This window comes from Bradyrhizobium sp. 27S5, from assembly GCF_037217225.1.
GTDB lineage: Bacteria > Pseudomonadota > Alphaproteobacteria > Rhizobiales > Xanthobacteraceae > Bradyrhizobium > Bradyrhizobium septentrionale.
Map to the genome: position 1 here is coordinate 4,871,746 of NZ_CP147714.1, position 16,488 is coordinate 4,888,233.

Consider the following 16,488-nt stretch of genomic DNA (forward strand, 5'->3'; position numbering starts at 1 on the left):
GGGGAGGCCGCCTTGGGTGTGATGGACCGTTTGGTATTGAGCGACGCGGCGTGGGAGCGGATAGCGCCGCTGATCATAGGGCGCCCCGATCAGAAGGGCTCCACCGGGCGCGACAACCGGATGTTCGTGGAAGGTGTGCTGTGGATCGTGCGTACGGGGTCTCCCTGGCGCGATCTTCCGGAGGTGTTTGGGGACTGGAACAGCGTGTTCCGGCGCTTCAGTCGATGGAGCATCAAGGGTGTTTGGTGGCGGATCTTCGAGGCGATGTCCGATGATCCGGACTTCGAATATCTGATCGTCGATTCCACCATTGTTCGGGCGCATCAGCACGCCGCCGGCGCCAAAAAGGGGGGTCTGAAGATCAAGCGGAAGATCAAGCGATCGGCCGCTCGCGCGGCGGCCTGAGCACCAAGATACACATGGCCGTTCGAGGCTTGGGATGTCCGGTGCGGTTCACGCTTACCGCAGGTCAGAAGGGCGATGCACCGCAAGCCGCCGCATTGATCGAAGGCTTATCCGCCGAGGTCGTCATGGCCGATACGGCCTATGACGCCGATCACTTGCGCCAGGCCATCGCCGCCAAAGGCGCGCTCGCCGTGATCCCCAACAACCCGTCACGCGCGCTCAAATATCCACTCGACAAGCATTTCTATGCCCAGCGTCATCTCGTCGAATGCTGCTTCTCAAAGCTCAAGCAGTTCCGCCGCGTTGCAACCCGCTTCGAAAAGACCGCCCGAAATTACCTGGCCGTCGTCACTCTCGCAGCCATCGTCTTATGGATGCGATAAGTGTCCACACCACCTAGAGCGTTTTCGAGCGAAGTGGGCGCCGGTTCGCGTGAAGAAAACGCGTCAAAACAAGAAGCTAGAGCTTCGGTTCTGATTCAATCAGAACCGAATATGCTCTAGACGGTGGCGGTCAGGCCGCCACCACCCGCGGGCCAGCAACGACTGCTTCCGACGGCGCGCAGGGCTTGCTCAGCATCGTCACTTCGGAGAAGCCGACGGCCCTGAGCTGAGCGACCATGGAGCGGCGCGCATCCTGCGCCATTCCGGCGTCGGGCACGACGACCGCCTGCGCCTTCGCGGTCAGCAGTTCGGCCGGCAGGTCGACCGCCGTGCCGGCGTCGAGCAGCACGTGGTCATAGACCCGCAGCAGCGCGTCGATCGCAAGCGCGAGCCGCGGCGATTGCAGATGGGCGCGATCGAAGCCCGGACGTCCGGCGCTGACGATCTGAACCCGCGACTGCCGGTCCTTGGTGATGATCTGCGCGAACGTCGCCTCGCCCTGCATCAGTTCGGCAAGCCCGGGTGCTGCGGGGTCGACGGTGGCCGCCGTCAGCACCGGCGAGGATGCGACCAGATCGACGACCACGACCTTGGCCTGGCGCGCCATCAGACGCGCCAGCGTCAGCGCGGTCATCGTGACGCTCTCGCCGGCGGCCGGGCCGAGCACCGTGACCTTGTGGGCGGCGGGACCGGCCGCGACAAAATGCTCGGCCAGTTCGTCGATCTCGTCGACGATCTCGGCGGGCGCAGGCTGCGGCTCGCTCAGAACAGGTTCATGCGCAACCGTGGGTTCCAGGGGCAGTTCAGGCTCCTGCGGCAGCCGGGGTGCGAGCGGCGATTCGAACTCGGGTTCAGCCGGCAGCGTCAGTGCCGGCTCGTCCGCGGTCACGGTCTCCATGATCGGCTCGCGGCGCCTGATTACCGCGGCTGCCGGCGCGAAGGCACGGCCAACCGCACCGGGCGCCGAGATGCGCAGCAGCTCGCCGGTGATGATGATGCCTGATGACAGCAACAGCGTCGCCAGCGTCGCGATCAGCACGATCGGCAGCTTCTTCGGATAGGCCGGCGTGTTCGAGACCGTGGCGCGCGAGATGATGCGGCCGTCGGTCGGCGCGGCCTCGATATTCTCGCGTGAGGTCGCCTCGCGATATTTGGCGAGATAGGCTTCCAGCAGGTCACGCTGCGCCTTGGCTTCACGTTCCAGCCCGCGCAGCTGCACGTCCTGGCTGTTGCTCGACGACGCCTGCTTCTTCGACTGGTCCAGGCCCGCCTGCTGCGCCTGGACGCGGGCATCGGCGACGCGGGCATCGTTGTCCAGCGAGCGCGATATCTTGCCGGCCTCCTCGCGTAATTGCCGGTCGAGGTCGGCGATCTGCGCCTTCAATTCCTTGATGCGCGGATGGTTGTCGAGCAGCGTCGACGACTGCTCGGCGAGCTGCGCGCGCAGCGTGCCGCGCTGTTCGGCCAGCCGGCGGATCAGCTCGGAATTGAGCACTTCCGAAGCCTCGATCGGCTTGCCGCCCTGCAGCATCTCGCGAATCAACCGCGCCTTCGTCTCGGCATCCGCCTTCAACGCGCGGGCATTGTTGAGCTGCGTGTTCAATTCACCCATCTGCTGGTTCGACAGCGGGATGTTGTTGGTGCCGACGAACAGGCTCGACTTGGAGCGGAATTCCTCGACCCGCGAATCCGCTTCCGCGACCTTGCTGCGCAGCTTGTCGATCTCGCCAAGCAGCCAGGTGCTGGCGGACTTGGCCTGGTCCTGCCGCGCTGCCTGCTGCAGCACGAGATAGCCGTCCGCGATCGAGTTGGCGACGCGCGCCGCAAGCTCGGGATCCTCCGACTGGAATTCGATCACCATGACGCGCGACTTGTCGACCGCATAGGCCTGGAAGCGCTCGTAATAGGAATCGAGCACCCGCTCTTCCGGCGTCAGGCTGAACGGGTCACGGCCGATGCCGAACAGCGCGAGCAGCGACTTCAGCGGGGAAAAGCCCCGCAGCACCGGATCGAACTCCGGACGCTCGGCGAGCTTGTTCTTCTTGATGATGTCGCGCGCAAGATCGCGCGACAGCAGCAGCTGCACCTGGCTCGTCACGGCCTCGGCGTCGAGCGAAGAGCGCTCCAGGTCGCGCTCGCCGTTCGGGCGCAGGAAAGCGTTCTCGCGATTGTCGATCAGGATTCGCGCTTCCGACTTGTAGCGCGGCGTCACGATATTGACGGCGGCAAGCGACAACGCGAACGCGAGGATGGTCGGCACGATGATCCAGCCGCGCTTGCGCGCCAGCGCGCGGCCGAGCACATGCAGATCGAGATCGGCCGCCTCGGACGGAGCCGCCGGCTTGTCGGGAGCAGGTTTCGGCGGGGCCGGCTTGACGCGGACCTCGTCGGCAGGCGCGGACTTCGGCAACGCCCGTTGCACGACGGCCTTTTCCTTGCCTCTACGCCAGAATGCAAAACGCATAACGAACTCCCGCGGACGCCGCGATTCCACCTCAATGGCCGCGATTACAGTCCATTAAGGTTGCTGCTGGGTTAATCGGCGCGTTTGACGGACATGGCCGCCGCCACCACGCCGTCATTCTTTGTTAACCATGCGTGCCGTTAATCGGGGACCGGTATTTTCTCGGGATTCCTGACATGCGCGATTTGCGCGCTCCCCTTGTTTGTCTGATTGCTGCGCTGGCGCTGTCGGGCTGCATGGGCCGGACGTCGCCGGTCGCCGGCGACCCCGGCCTCGATTCGATGGCCTATGCCCAGCCGCCCCTCGCAACTCCCGTGGCCTATGCCGAGCCCGTCCCGCAGCACAGCGGCTATAATCTCGGCCCCGGCGACAAGCTCCGCGTCGTGGTCTATGGCCAGGAAGGCCTGACCAACTCCTATGCGATCGGCGCGGCCGGCGCGATCACCATGCCGTTGATCGGTTCGGTGCCGGCGCGCGGCCGGACGCCTGCGGGGCTTGCCGCCGAGATCACCGCGCGGCTGCGCAACGGCTTCATCCGCGAGCCTTCGGTGGCGGTCGAGATCGAGTCCTATCGGCCGTTCTTCATCCTCGGTGAAGTCGCAGCCCCCGGCCAATATCCCTATGTGCCCAACATGACGGTGGAGAGCGCGGTCGCGATCGCCGGCGGCTTCTCGCCGCGCGCCAGGCGCGACCAGGTCACCCTCACCCACACCGATGCATCGGGCGCGGGCCGCTTCGTCGTGCCGCTGGGCACGCCGCTCGGCCCCGGTGACACCGTGTTCGTCGGCGAGCGCTGGTTCTGATCGATGGCACAGAATCAGGAACAGCCGCTGCGCATCCTGCATGTCGTGCGCGCCCCGGTCGGCGGCATCATTCGTCATATCCTCGATGTCGCCAACGGCCAGATCGAACGCGGCCATCATGTCGGCATCGTCGCCGACAGCCTGACCGGCGGCGCGCGTGCCGACGCGGTGCTGGCCGAGATCGAGCCGCGCCTCAAGCTCGGCGTCCACCGGGTGGCGATACGCCGCGAGCCGCGCTTCGCCGATTTCATGGTCTGGGCACACATCGCCGGCCTGATCCGCAAGCTGAAGCCGGATGTCGTGCACGGCCATGGCGCCAAGGCCGGCGCCTATGTCCGGCTGCGGCGGCGGTCGGACAAGGTGATCCGGGTCTACACGCCGCATGGCGGCTCACTGCATTACCCGCTCGACACCTGGAAAGGCCGCTTCTACAGCCAGCTCGAGCGCACACTGATGAACAGCACCGACCTGTTCCTGTTCGAGAGCGCGTTCGCCCGCGACACCTATCAGCGGACCGTAGGCAAGCCGGCGGGCCTCGTGCGCTGCGTCTTCAACGGCGTCACGGCAGAGGAATTCGAGCCGGTGCCCAGGGCCGACGACGCCACCGATGTGGCCTATGTCGGCGAGTTCCGGCGCATCAAGGGCGCCGATCTCCTGATCGACGCGGTGGCGAAGCTGCGCGCCGACGGCAAGCCGGTGACGCTGACGCTCGGCGGCGACGGCGAGGAGTTCGAGCGGCTCAAGGAGCAGGTGAAGCGGCTGTCGCTCGGAGATGCCGTCCGCTTCATCGGCCATGTCAAGGCGCGCTACGGCTTCTCCAAGGGCAGCCTGCTGGTGGTTCCCTCGCGCGGCGATTCGATGCCTTACGTGGTGATCGAGGCGAGTGCGGCCGGCGTTCCGATGATCGCCGCCAATGTCGGCGGCATCCCGGAGATCTTCGACACCCACACCGACGCCCTGTTCGCGCCCAGCAATGCCGCTGCGATGGCCGACGCCATCAAGGCAGCGCTCGACAATCCCACAGCGACCGCGACGCGCGCGCAGAAACTGCGTGAGCGGATTTCCGAACATTTCTCGCAGAGCGCGATGGTCGAGGGTGTGCTGGCCGGCTACCGCGACGCATTTGCCAAACGTTAACCACTTCTTGCACACGTAACCGTTTCTTCCGATTTGTCCCCTTAAGTCACGTCCAGGGGAATTTCGCTGCAGCGCGCGGATGCCCATCTGCATGCGCAGGAATGGACGTGGACTCGTGGAACCGTTTAACGCACGCTCGATGCTGGATGCCGCTGCGTCTGCAACGGCTGCCAAGCCGCAGGTCGAACGCCGCCGGCGCCTGTCGCCGGCCGCACTCGCCGTTACCAATCAGAAAGTTCGCGGCGCCTATTCGCCGGTCGTGATCGCGGGCGTGGTCCGCGTCGCCGATTTCGTGCTGCTCAGCCTGGTCGGGGTCGGGCTCTATTTCGCCTATGTCCGCCCGCTCGCCGGCGGCATCCATTGGGGATACATCGCCTCGATCCTCGGCATGTCGGCCGCGGCGGTGGTCTGTTTCCAGGCTGCCGATATCTACCAGGTGCAGATCTTCCGCGGCCAGCTGCGCCAGATGACGCGGATGATCTCGTCATGGGCCTTCGTGTTTCTGCTGTTCATCGGCATCTCCTTCCTGGCCAAGCTCGGCGGCGAGGTATCGCGGGTCTGGCTGTCGTCGTTCTTCTGCGGCGGTCTCGTGGTGCTGATCGCCGAGCGGGTGCTGCTGCGATCGATGGTGCGCGCCTGGGCGCATGACGGGCGGCTCGACCGCCGCACCATCATTGTCGGCGCCGACGAGAACGGCGAGCACCTGATCGAGGCGCTGAACGCCGACGATGATTCCGACATCCACGTGCTTGGCGTGTTCGACGACCGCAATGACTCCCGTGCCATGGATTCCTGCGCCGGCTCACCGAAGCTCGGCAAGGTCGACGACATCGTCGAGTTCGCCCGCCGCACCCGCGTCGACCTCGTGCTGTTCGCGCTGCCGATCTCGGCGGAGACCCGCATCCTGGAAATGCTGAAAAAGCTCTGGGTGCTGCCGGTCGACATCCGGCTGTCGGCCCATACCAACAAGCTGCGCTTCCGCCCACGCTCCTACTCCTATGTCGGCAACGTGCCGACGCTCGATGTCTTCGAGGCGCCGATCACCGACTGGGATCTGGTGCTGAAATGGCTGTTCGACCGCGTGGTCGGCGGCCTCGCTTTGCTCGCCGCGCTGCCGGTGCTGGGACTGGTGGCGCTCGCGGTGAAGCTCGACAGCCCCGGCCCGGTGCTGTTCCGCCAGAAGCGCTTCGGCTTCAACAATGAGCGGATCGACGTCTACAAATTCCGTTCGCTCTACCACCACCAGGCCGATCCGACCGCCTCCAAGGTCGTGACCAAGAACGATCCGCGCGTCACCCGGGTCGGCCGCTTCATCCGCAAGTCCTCGCTCGACGAATTGCCACAGCTGTTCAATGTGGTGCTGAAGGGCAATCTTTCTCTGGTCGGTCCGCGCCCGCACGCCGTGCAGAGCAAGCTGCAGAACCAGCTGTTCGACGAGGCCGTCGACGGTTACTTCGCGCGCCACCGCGTCAAGCCCGGCATCACCGGCTGGGCGCAGATCAACGGCTGGCGCGGCGAGGTCGACACCGACGAGAAGATCCAGAAGCGCGTCGAGTACGATCTCTATTACATCGAGAACTGGTCGGTGCTGTTCGACCTCTACATCCTGCTCAAGACGCCGCTCTCGTTGCTGACCAAGAACGAGAACGCGTACTGAGATCGAGACTAACTGCCGTCATTGCGAGCGTAGCGAAGCAATCCATATCGCAGCTCGGGGATAGGTGGATTGCTTCGTCGCTGACGCTCCTCGCAATGACGAGCGCTTGTTTGTGTATCTGTTGCGTTGCGTGAGTATCCGATGGCCTATGCGGCAACAGCCGGGACGTCCCATTCGCTGACCACGGCGCCAGCGGGCGTGCTGGCGCTACAGCGAGCGCTGGTGTGGCTGGCCGGCGCATCCGGCGCCATCGTGTTCATCGAGCCGAGCCCGTATGAACTCGTCACGCTGACCGCCTGCGTGGTGTTCTTCGCCACGGGCCTGCGCATGCGGCTCGTGTTCATGCCGCTGTTGTTCACACTGATCGTGCTCAATGTCGGCTACAGCATCGGCGCGGTGCCGTTCCTCGACAAGCCGGAGGTGGTGAACTGGGTCCTCACCTCCTGGTACATGGCCGTCACCGTCATCTTCTTCGCGATGGTGATGTCGGAGGACACCGAAGCCCGCCTCGACATGTTGCGCCGGGGATTGATCGTCGGCGCGATGATCGCCTCGCTCGCCGGCATCGCCGGCTATTTCCGTCTGGTGCCCGGCGGCTACGATCTGCTGACGCTGTATGATCGCGCCCGCGGCACCTTCAAGGATCCGAACGTGCTCGGCGCTTTCCTGATCCTGCCGGCGCTGTTCACGCTGCAGAGCGTCGTCTCCGACCGCTTCGGCAAGGCGTTCCGCAACGCCATCGCTTTCGGCATCATCTCGCTGGCGATCCTGCTGTCGTTCTCCCGCGCCGCCTGGGGCGGGCTCGTCATCACCGCGGCCTTCATGCTGGCGATGATGGTGTTCACCAGCCGCACGCAGGCACAGCGCTCGCGCATCATCGTGATGACCTTGATCGCCGCGGTCCTGGCGGTTGCGCTGATCGCAGTGCTGCTCTCGATCGGCTCGGTCGCCGACATGTTCAAGCAGCGCGCGAGCTTCGACCAGAGCTATGACGAAGGCCGCTTCGGCCGGTTCGGCCGTCACATCCTCGGCGCCCAGATGGCGCTTGAGCTGCCGTTCGGCATCGGGCCGCTGCAATTCCACACCTACTTCCCCGAGGACACCCACAATTCCTATCTCAACGCCTTCATGTCGGGCGGCTGGATCTCGGGCATCTGCTATCCGGCGCTGGTGTTCGTCAGCGCGTTCATCGGCTTCCGCTACATCTACATGCGGGTGCCGTGGCAGCGCGCCTATCTCGCCATCTTCGCGGGGTTTCTCGGCTTCGTCGGCGAGAGCTTCATCATCGATACCGACCACTGGCGGCACTTCTGGATGATGCTGGGCACGATGTGGGGCATGTACGCGGCGGCCGAGCGCTACCGCGCGACGGCGGCGCAGGTCACCGGCGAGACTTCGGCGACATCTTGAGATTGGCGCGCTGCTCCGGCGGCGTATCGATCACGGTCTTCAGCGCCGCGGTCGCCTCCAATACGCCCTTGTAGCCGTCAATGGTGAAGCGCATCAGCAGGCGAAGCTCGTCCTCGCTATAGCGGCTGAAGACTTTCGCCATCGCCTGCTGCATCGGCACATAGAATTGCCCGATCTTCTCGACAGCCTCCGGCACGACCGCGATGAACACTTTGCGCCGGTCGCTCTCGTCACGCTCGCGGCGCACATAGCCGGCCTTCTCCAGCCGGTCGATCACGCCGGTGATGGCCCCCGTGGTCAATCCGGTGACCTCGGCAAGGCGGCCTGCCGTCACGCGTCCTTCCAGGAAGACGATGTCGATGCATTCGAGATCGGAACCGGAAATTCCAGCCACGTTCGCGACGGCTTGACCGTACAGCACGCCCTGCGCCGACGACCGCCGCAGCGCCTCTTCCAGCTCCTGCAGCAAGGCGGCGCGCGATTTCGCGCTTGACAAGCTTCACCTCATACCTTAGTCGATAAATATCTTAGCATCTAAGATGATTAGCTGATAACCCTTCCTACCCCACACGGATGCATGGAGCAAGGCATGACGTCACGTCCCCGTAAAGCTCTGATCATCGGCGCCGGCATCGCAGGTCCGGTGACCGCGATGTTTTTGACCCGCGCCGGTATCGAGGCCGAGCTTTATGAAGCCTGGCCCTATTCGACCGGGATCGGCGGCGGGCTGCAGATCGCGCCCAACGGCATGCACGTGCTGGCGGAGCTTGGCGTCGCTGACGAATTGATCCGTAACGGCTCGATCGCCGAATCCTTCGACTTCTATTCGCAGGGCGGCAAGAAGCTCGGCTCGCTCAACCAGAACATGCAGCAGCGCTTCGGCCAGCCCGCGGTCAACATGTGCCGAGCGACCCTGAACGAGACCTTGATCGACAAGGCCTGGGCCTCGAACGTCTCGGTGTTCTTCGAGAAGCGGCTGGTCAAGATCGAGGATCGCAGCGACCAGCGCGTGATCGCCTATTTCGCCGACGGCACCACCGCCGAGGGCGATTTCGTAATCGGCGCCGACGGCGTGCATTCGGCGGTGCGGCGTCACGTGATCCCCGACGGGCCGACGCCGTTCGACACCGGGCTGATCGGCTTCGGCGGCTTCGTGCCGCGCGCCATGATCGAACGCCTGCCGATCGGCCAGAAGGTGGCGAGCACGTTCGGGCAAAGCGGCTTCTTCGGCTACGGGCTGTGCAGCCCCGATCCCGAGACTGGTGCGATGTGGTGGAGCACGCAGCCGTCGCACGGCATGACCGCAGCGGCCTACCGGCTGCAAAGCCAGGACGCCATCAAGCAGCATCTGCGCGATTTCCACGCCGGCTGGCACGCACCGATCCCCGAGATCATCGAGGCCGCGGAGAACATCGTGGTGACCGACACGCTCGACGTCGCAACGCTGCCGACCTGGTCGCGCAAGCGCACGCTCTTGATCGGCGACGCCGCGCACGCCACCAGCCCGCATGCCGGCCAGGGTGCGTCGCTCGCGCTGGAAGATGCGCTGCGGCTCGCAGTGCTGATGCGCGACGGCCAGGAGCTCGGCCTGACCTTCCAGGCCTTCGAGCACGAACGGCGCCCGCGCGCCGAGAAGATCGTCGCGATCGCCCGCCGCAACGGCAACAACAAGCGCGAGTTCAGCCCGACCGGCGCCTGGCTGCGCGATCACATGCTGAAGCTGATCCTGCCGGTGTCGTCCAAGGGCATGGATTTTATGTACGCGTACGATCCACGCGCAGCGGCGTAGCATGTGGCTGTCATGCCCCGCGAAAGCGGGGCATCCAGTACGCCGCGGCTTCTCCGCTGAGCACAGGCGTCTCTGGAACACTGGATCGCCCGGTCCCGCCTACGCCAAGGCTCCGGCGAGGCCTGTGCTGTCAGGCACGCCGAAGCTTTAGCGAAGGCGGCGAGCCGGGCGATGACACCGAAGAAGGCTACGCGAACTACTTCTCGACCTCAAAGGTGAGCCCGGCGTGATCGACCAGGCGCTTGATCAGCTTGTGCTGCATCGCGGCTCCCGGGGTCCAGAAGCCGGGGGCGACATCGGGCGTATCGCGCAGCAGGCAGATCGCGCATTCCGAGATCATCTTCGAGGTCGAGCCGTAGCCCGGATCGCGATCGCCCTTGATGCCGGCGCGGACCATGCGGCCGTCGGGCGCGACCGCGAGATAGAGCAGATCGTAGCGGCCGTTCTCGCGCTCCTCCTTTGACGGCCCCTCGCCCGGCTTCGGCGCGCTCGGCCCGGTCTTTTCCGCATTCAGCGCCATCACGCGTTTTGCATTCGCCTCGCCCTTTTCGCCGGGACCGGTCAGGACCATCTCGTCGTAGATGAACTCCTTGCCGTACGGAAAGCCCATCAGCATGTTGGAGCGGTGGACGTTGCGCGTGTTGATCAGCGCCATCATGAACGGCGCGGTCCACGAGTGCAGATCGTCCTCATAGGCAGGCTTGCTGCCGCGCGGCTGCTTCGGGCCCTCGAAGCCCGACGTCAGCGCAAACGGATTGTTGAGGATCGCAACCAGGCTGAGGTCCTTGGCGACCGCATCGAAAGTCGCCTTGGCGCTCGCGGCCGTGCCGCCGGACAGCGTGCCGCGCATGTCGCGCACCCGCCCCTTGACGCGCTGTGCGGCCGCGCCGAACACGCGCTTGGCCTCGTCCTGGACAAAGAAGGTGCCGAGCTCGAACGGCACCGAATCGAAGCCGCAGGAGAACACGATGCGCGCGCCGCTGGCCTTTGCCGCCGCTTCGTATTTGTCGATCATCTGCCGCATCCAGACCGGCTCGCCGCACAGATCGAAATAGTCGGTGCCGCTTTCCACGCAGGCCGCCATCAGCTCATTGCCATAGAGCTGATACGGACCGACCGTCGAAATCACCGATTTGGTTTGCGCCAGCATCGCCTTCAACGACGCGGCGTCGCTGGCATCGGCCACGATAAGCGGCGTGTCGGCAGGCGCGCCGATCGCGTCGCGAACCGAAGCGAGCTTGTCCTTGCTGCGCCCGGCCATCGCCCATTTCAGGCTGCCGTCGCGATAATGCGCGGCGAGATATTCGGCGACCAGCTGGCCGGTGAAGCCGGTTGCGCCATAGACGACGATGTCGAGTTTCGAGGACATAGATCTGGCTCCCTGCGATTGGGCGCCCTTTTGTCATTGCGGGCGCGACGACGCAATCGACTACTTCTTGCCGCTATTTCTTGGCGTAGGACACGCCCATGCCGGCGCGCACGTCGGCCTGGATGCCATAGGGCGCGATCGGGTAGCGCAGGCCGTTCTTGGCGAGCTGCTTCATGCCGGCGATCGCCTTCACCAGATAGGCCGGCGGCAGCGCCATTAGCATCTCCTCGTCGGGCACGCCGCCATAACGGCGCTCGGCGAAGCACGGCAGCGACAGGCTCGGCTCGCCGGTCTTCAGCGCCCGCCCCCAGGAATCCGCGCAGGCGGTTTCGCCGACCACGCCCCATTCGAACTTCTTGTAGCCGGTGTACTGCAGCCCGTTGATCAGGATGATCATCTGTCCCGGCGTCGCATAGACGAGGCAGATGTCGGGCGGATTGAGCCGGCCGCTGGTCAGCGGGCTCACCGCCATCGCCTGGTTCCGGCCGTACGGCACGACGTCGAGCGCCTCCTGGCGCTTGCGCGCGTCTTCGGCGGTGCCATGCCAGACGCCGACATAGCTTTCGCCGGCAAGCCACTTCTCGTCCTGCGGCGCGAGCCCGATCACCGCGCGGCATTGCGCACCGACGAGATCGTCGCCGGTGATGCCGACCGTCCAGCCGAGCCGCGAGGCCATGCTGACGATCTGGTCCGTGGTGTGGACCGCCGACGGACGCCGGATCTTCGGGATCGCCTCCATCTCCTCGACGCGGGCGAACATCTTGATGCCGATGACCGTGGTCTTCAGCCGCAGCAGGTTGTTGAGATCGGCAACGATTGCCGCGAGGTCGAACTGTTCCGGCGGTGTCTGCTGTTGCATGGCGAAAACTCCCGTGATCGGCGGCTTGCCGCCGCCTGTTGTGGCGATGTTAGCCGGATTGGCTGATGGACGACAGGCCTAGCGCGCCGCCGGTCCCGGCAGCAGATCATCGGTTTTGCCCGCCAGATGATAGGCCGCGAGCCCGATCCACTCCCGCGTGGCGACGTCGGTGCGCGACAGGCCGTCGATCGCAAACGTTGCGAAGCTCATGACATTGCCGGCGCGCCAGTCGACTGGATAGGCCTCGACGCTGAATCCCGCCTTGCGGAACAGGCCGACCGAACGCGGCATGTGATAGGCTGACGTGACGAGCAGCCAGCGCTCGCCAGGCTTCGGATCGACCAGCGCCTTGGAGAATTCAGCGTTCTCCACCGTGTTGCGCGAGCGGCGCTCGATGATCAATCGCGATCTGGGAATGCCGAGGCTCTCGAACAGTTCGGCGGCATAGTCGGCTTCGCGCGCATCGTTCGAGATCAGGTTCGCGCTGCCGCCGGTGAACACCAGGCGCGCGTTGGGGTATCTGCGCGCGAGCGCTGCCGCCGCGATGACGCGATCGGCCGCGCTGCGCACCACCGGCGTGCCATGCGCAACCGACAGATCGGCATCGATCGATCCGCCAAGCACAATGATGCCGTCAGGCGCGCCACGCGAGGCGTCCCATGGCGGAAAGCGCTGCTCCAGCGTAACGATCAGGACATTGCCGAGCGGCGAGAAGCCGCAGATTGCGAGCAGCAGCAGCGCGCCCACCATCAGCCTGCGGCCGAGACGCGCAAACCGCGTCAGCAACAGCACGGCGCCGATCACGCCGATACCGATCAGGAAATTGATCGGCAGCAGCATGATGCCGAGCGTCTTGGAGAGCACAAAAAACAAGGGAAGCCTCTGCGAAGTTCTGCTACAGCGTCATACGCTGCCGGGAACGCAATAAAAAGAAGTCACATGACCCATCATCATCTGAAGTCCAGTCCCGAAACCTGCCATTGGGGCTTCTTTGAAGCCAGGCTCAAGCCGGTCCTCACGATCGCAAGCGGCGACGAGGTCACGGTCGAGACCGTCAGCGGCGGTCCGGATGTGGTGCCCGACCGCGGCAAGTTTGTCGTGCCGCCGGAGCTCGACGACATCCATGCGAAGAACGAGCGGATGGTGCCCGGGCACATTCTGACTGGCCCGATCGCGGTCAGCGGCGCCGAGCCCGGCGATGTGCTCGAGGTCGATATTCTCGACGTCCAGCTGCGCCAGGACTGGGGCTACAATCTGATCAAGCCGCTGTCCGGCACCCTGCCCGACGATTTCCACGAGACCCGCCTTCTCAACATCCCACTCGATCGCGACCGCATGGTCGGCCGCATGCCGTGGGGGCTCGATCTGCCGCTGAAGCCGTTCTTCGGGGTGATGGGCGTCTCGCCGCCGCCGGCCTGGGGCCGCATCTCCTCGCTGATCCCGCGCGCGATGGGCGGCAATCTCGACAACAAGGAGCTCGGCGCCGGCGCCAAGCTCTATCTGCCGGTGTTCGTGCCCGGCGCACTGTTCTCCTGCGGCGACGGCCATGGCGTGCAGGGCGACGGCGAGGTCTGCGTCACCGCGATCGAGACCGCGCTCACCGGCCGCTTCCGCCTGACCCTGCGCAAGGATCTCAAGCTCGCCTATCCGCGCGCCGAGACCGCTGATCATTACATGACCATGGCGATGGATCCCGACCTCGACCAGTGCGTGGTGCGGGCGCTGCGCGACATGATCGTGCTGCTCGGCGAGAAGCGCAATCTGTCCCGCGAGGACGCCTATACGCTGTGCAGCCTGGCCGCCGACCTGCGGGTGACGCAGACGGTCAACGGCTCCAAGGGCATTCACTGCATGATCGCCAAATCGGTGGTCCACGGCTGACAGGCGGTCGATAGGCCGCACTTGTTCCGCAGGCGCGGCTCGATACAATCCCCGTCCCAACGAACAAGAATGGACGGGGACGGATATGCTGAAGGACAGGCTTTCGCCGGCCGACGAGGCTATGCGCGACAAGGAGATGCAGGAGACGCTCGCCGCCTGCCCTCGCATCCTCGACCTCATTGCCCGCGGCCCGCAGGGCGCGCCGGACGCCGAAGCCGCGATCTATCTGCGTTCGCCGCTCGATCCCAATCCGGTCGTGATCTCGAACGATCAGCTGATGGGCTGCATCAAAGCCGCCGAGAACTATTTCCGCGCGCAAGGCATCGGCAAGGACGATCCGGTCGCGGTTCTGCTGCCGGCGTGTCCCGCGACTGTGGTCGCGATTTTCGGCGCAGCCGCCTGCGGCGTCGCCGAGCCCCTCAACCTCTTGTTCACGCGCGAGGCAATCGTCGCCCAGCTCAATGCGATCAACGCAAAACTGTTGCTGGCGCCGCCGCCGGGCATGCCTGGCGGGCTCTATGAGAAGGTCGAGCGCCTGCAGCGCGAGGTGCCGTCGCTCCAGCGCATCGTGATCGTGCCGCTCGACGGCACCATCTCCTTCGATGGCGATGTGCTGCGGCCGGATCCGGCCTGGCGCAACGACTACGGCAAGTCGACGGACATGAGCGAGGCCGACCGCGTCGCGGTGATGCTGCCGACCGGCGGCACCACCGGCCATCCCAAGGAGGCGCGGCTCACCAACCGCGCGATGGTCGCCTCCACGCTGTCCTCGCGGATGGCGCTCGACTTCCATCGCGGCGAGCGCGCCATGATCACGATGCCGCTGTTCCATGTCGGCGGCTTGTTCTGCACCACGGCCAACAGTCTCTCGGCGGGCACGACCATGCTCATCCCGGGCCCCGCCGGTGCGCGCGATCCGGCGCTGGTTCGGAACTTCTGGCAAATCATCGAGACATACCGCGTCAACATCGCCGGCAATGTGCCGACGACGCTCGGCGCGCTTGCCGACGTTCCGGTTGCGGACAGCGACATCTCGAGCCTGCGCGTCACCGCCACCGGCGCTTCGATCTGTCCGCCGGAGATCGAACGGCGCTATCTCGCGACCTGGGGCGGCCCCTGCATCCAGCAGCTCTACGGCATGACCGAGCTCGCCGGCGCCATCACGCATGACGTCCATGGCGTGAAGCCCCGCGCGGAAAGCGTCGGCACCCGCAATCCGCTGGTCGAGCTTGCGATCCTCGACGGCGGCAGGCTACACACCGGGCCGTGGCCTTCACCGGTCGGCGAGCTCTTGACCAGGGGCCCGCAGGTGTTCGCCGGTTACGTCGACAAGAAGCAGACCGAAGAGGCGTTCCGTGACGGCTGGCTGCGCACCGGCGACATCTGCCGGATCGACGCCGACGGCTTCGTCTACATCCTGGGCCGCGCCAAGGACGTCATCATCCGCGGCGGCCACAACATCGACCCGCGCGCGATCGAAGATGCCGCGCTCGCTTTCCCGGGCGTGGCGCTGGCGGCCGCGGTCGGACGTCCCGACAGCTATGCGGGCGAAGTGCCGATGCTGTTCGTCTCGGCGCAGCCCGGCGTCCATATCGATCCGCAGGCGCTGGCCGCGTTCGTGCAGGACAACATCCCGGAGCCGCCAGCGCGCCCGCGCGCAGTGTCGGTAATTGCGGAAATGCCGGTCACGCCGGTCGGCAAGATCTTCAAGCCGAAGCTGCGCGAGATCGCCGCCGGCGAGGCCGCGCGCGAGCTGCTGGCGCAGGAAGGGTTGTCGGGCGAGGTCAGTGTCGACGCCATCACCGATCCATCCCGCGGGCTGTACCTGAGCGTGAGCGCACCGCCTGACAAGGCCGAAACGGCGGAGCGGCTTCTGAAGAAGTTCCCGGTCAAGGTTGAGATGCGATCCTAACGCCTTCATTTACCTGAATATTATGACCCGAACATCACGCCGGAGTTGACCTCCGGCGTGCGTGGGCGCGGCTGGCCGCTCTCGCAGCTGACGGCTTGACGAACCGCCTTATTCCTAAATAGACTCTAAATAGATACTTTTCAGTACAGGCGTTCAGGGTTAAGCGTTTTCTCATGGCTACAGAAAAGGCCGAAACCGACCGCGTCCCGGTCACGCTGGCGCTCTCGACCATTGGTTATCTCGAGAAGCTGGTGCGACAGGGCACCCACGGCACGAGCGTCCCGGGCGTTGCACGGACATTGATCGAGGAAGGCATTCGGCTCGCCATCAAGGACGGGTTGCTTGCAATCCGCGACAACGGCCGCACGCCCTGACGCGGGGGTGTGCCAGCGCGGCGGTTCAACACAGAACGTGGAACC

The 16,488-nt window shown here is 65.3% G+C and carries 13 protein-coding genes and 1 pseudogene; 9 read left to right on the plus strand and 5 right to left on the minus strand.

What is annotated here, in order from left to right:
* Window positions 1-12 precede the first annotated feature (12 nt).
* A pseudogene (locus tag WDM24_RS22785) lies at window positions 13-788 on the plus strand (IS5 family transposase).
* A 130-nt stretch (window positions 789-918) separates the two neighbouring features.
* Here the strand turns inward: WDM24_RS22785 and WDM24_RS22790 are convergent.
* Window positions 919-3,252 (minus strand): exopolysaccharide transport family protein, encoded by a 2,334-nt coding sequence (locus WDM24_RS22790; RefSeq protein ID WP_338827005.1) that lies wholly within the window; start codon window positions 3,250-3,252, stop codon window positions 919-921.
* 176 nt (window positions 3,253-3,428) lie between these two features.
* Here WDM24_RS22790 and WDM24_RS22795 point away from each other — a divergent pair, with 176 nt between their 5' ends.
* The 4 genes from WDM24_RS22795 to WDM24_RS22810 all read left to right on the plus strand — a co-directional run bounded on the left by WDM24_RS22795 (window position 3,429) and on the right by WDM24_RS22810 (window position 8,259).
* Window positions 3,429-4,055: a polysaccharide biosynthesis/export family protein gene (locus WDM24_RS22795; protein WP_338827006.1), complete on the plus strand. Its 627-nt coding sequence runs from the start codon at window positions 3,429-3,431 to the stop codon at window positions 4,053-4,055.
* 3 nt (window positions 4,056-4,058) lie between these two features.
* A complete protein-coding gene (locus tag WDM24_RS22800; RefSeq protein ID WP_338827008.1) occupies window positions 4,059-5,192 on the plus strand; it encodes a glycosyltransferase family 4 protein in 1,134 nt (377 codons plus the stop codon).
* 115 nt (window positions 5,193-5,307) lie between these two features.
* Window positions 5,308-6,849 carry an undecaprenyl-phosphate glucose phosphotransferase gene (locus WDM24_RS22805; RefSeq protein WP_338827010.1) on the plus strand — a complete coding sequence of 514 codons (1,542 nt, stop codon included), beginning with the start codon at window positions 5,308-5,310 and terminating at the stop codon, window positions 6,847-6,849.
* Between the two features lie 141 nt (window positions 6,850-6,990).
* The gene (locus WDM24_RS22810) at window positions 6,991-8,259 is read left to right on the plus strand and encodes an O-antigen ligase family protein (RefSeq protein ID WP_338827012.1); all 1,269 of its coding nucleotides are present in this window, start codon (window positions 6,991-6,993) and stop codon (window positions 8,257-8,259) included.
* Here WDM24_RS22810 and WDM24_RS22815 read toward each other — a convergent pair.
* Window positions 8,231-8,755 (minus strand): MarR family winged helix-turn-helix transcriptional regulator, encoded by a 525-nt coding sequence (locus tag WDM24_RS22815; RefSeq protein WP_338827013.1) that lies wholly within the window; start codon window positions 8,753-8,755, stop codon window positions 8,231-8,233. The two genes, WDM24_RS22810 and WDM24_RS22815, sit on opposite strands and share 29 nt — an antisense overlap.
* A 93-nt stretch (window positions 8,756-8,848) precedes the next feature.
* Here WDM24_RS22815 and WDM24_RS22820 point away from each other — a divergent pair, with 93 nt between their 5' ends.
* The gene (locus WDM24_RS22820) at window positions 8,849-10,048 is read left to right on the plus strand and encodes an FAD-dependent oxidoreductase (RefSeq protein WP_338827014.1); all 1,200 of its coding nucleotides are present in this window, start codon (window positions 8,849-8,851) and stop codon (window positions 10,046-10,048) included.
* A 196-nt stretch (window positions 10,049-10,244) separates the two neighbouring features.
* Here the strand turns inward: WDM24_RS22820 and WDM24_RS22825 are convergent, their stop codons facing one another.
* The 3 genes from WDM24_RS22825 to WDM24_RS22835 all read right to left on the minus strand — a co-directional run bounded on the left by WDM24_RS22825 (window position 10,245) and on the right by WDM24_RS22835 (window position 13,149).
* Entirely contained in the window at window positions 10,245-11,417 is a 1,173-nt protein-coding gene (locus tag WDM24_RS22825) for a saccharopine dehydrogenase family protein (RefSeq protein ID WP_338827015.1), read from the minus strand.
* A 73-nt stretch (window positions 11,418-11,490) separates the two neighbouring features.
* Entirely contained in the window at window positions 11,491-12,276 is a 786-nt protein-coding gene (locus WDM24_RS22830) for a DUF169 domain-containing protein (RefSeq protein ID WP_338827016.1), read from the minus strand.
* Window positions 12,277-12,354: 78 nt separating this feature from the next.
* Window positions 12,355-13,149: a YdcF family protein gene (locus tag WDM24_RS22835; RefSeq protein WP_338689125.1), complete on the minus strand. Its 795-nt coding sequence runs from the start codon at window positions 13,147-13,149 to the stop codon at window positions 12,355-12,357.
* Window positions 13,150-13,215: 66 nt separating this feature from the next.
* Here WDM24_RS22835 and WDM24_RS22840 point away from each other — a divergent pair, with 66 nt between their 5' ends.
* The 3 genes from WDM24_RS22840 to WDM24_RS22850 all read left to right on the plus strand — a co-directional run bounded on the left by WDM24_RS22840 (window position 13,216) and on the right by WDM24_RS22850 (window position 16,443).
* Window positions 13,216-14,157: an acetamidase/formamidase family protein gene (locus WDM24_RS22840; protein WP_338689127.1), complete on the plus strand. Its 942-nt coding sequence runs from the start codon at window positions 13,216-13,218 to the stop codon at window positions 14,155-14,157.
* Between the two features lie 85 nt (window positions 14,158-14,242).
* Window positions 14,243-16,069: an AMP-binding protein gene (locus WDM24_RS22845; RefSeq protein WP_338827017.1), complete on the plus strand. Its 1,827-nt coding sequence runs from the start codon at window positions 14,243-14,245 to the stop codon at window positions 16,067-16,069.
* 173 nt (window positions 16,070-16,242) lie between these two features.
* Window positions 16,243-16,443, plus strand: coding sequence for a hypothetical protein (locus tag WDM24_RS22850; RefSeq protein ID WP_016844973.1), 201 nt, complete (start codon window positions 16,243-16,245; stop codon window positions 16,441-16,443).
* The last annotated feature ends 45 nt before the right edge of the window (window positions 16,444-16,488 follow it).

Coding starts and splice junctions, on each gene's coding strand:
- WDM24_RS22790 (WP_338827005.1), bottom strand. CDS start 3,252: ATGCGTTTTGCATTCTGGCGTAGAGGCAAGGAAAAGGCCGTCGTGCAA.
- WDM24_RS22795 (WP_338827006.1), top strand. CDS start 3,429: ATGCGCGATTTGCGCGCTCCCCTTGTTTGTCTGATTGCTGCGCTGGCG.
- WDM24_RS22800 (WP_338827008.1), top strand. CDS start 4,059: ATGGCACAGAATCAGGAACAGCCGCTGCGCATCCTGCATGTCGTGCGC.
- WDM24_RS22810 (WP_338827012.1), top strand. CDS start 6,991: ATGGCCTATGCGGCAACAGCCGGGACGTCCCATTCGCTGACCACGGCG.
- WDM24_RS22820 (WP_338827014.1), top strand. CDS start 8,849: ATGACGTCACGTCCCCGTAAAGCTCTGATCATCGGCGCCGGCATCGCA.
- WDM24_RS22825 (WP_338827015.1), bottom strand. CDS start 11,417: ATGTCCTCGAAACTCGACATCGTCGTCTATGGCGCAACCGGCTTCACC.
- WDM24_RS22830 (WP_338827016.1), bottom strand. CDS start 12,276: ATGCAACAGCAGACACCGCCGGAACAGTTCGACCTCGCGGCAATCGTT.
- WDM24_RS22840 (WP_338689127.1), top strand. CDS start 13,216: ATGACCCATCATCATCTGAAGTCCAGTCCCGAAACCTGCCATTGGGGC.
- WDM24_RS22845 (WP_338827017.1), top strand. CDS start 14,243: ATGCTGAAGGACAGGCTTTCGCCGGCCGACGAGGCTATGCGCGACAAG.
- WDM24_RS22850 (WP_016844973.1), top strand. CDS start 16,243: ATGGCTACAGAAAAGGCCGAAACCGACCGCGTCCCGGTCACGCTGGCG.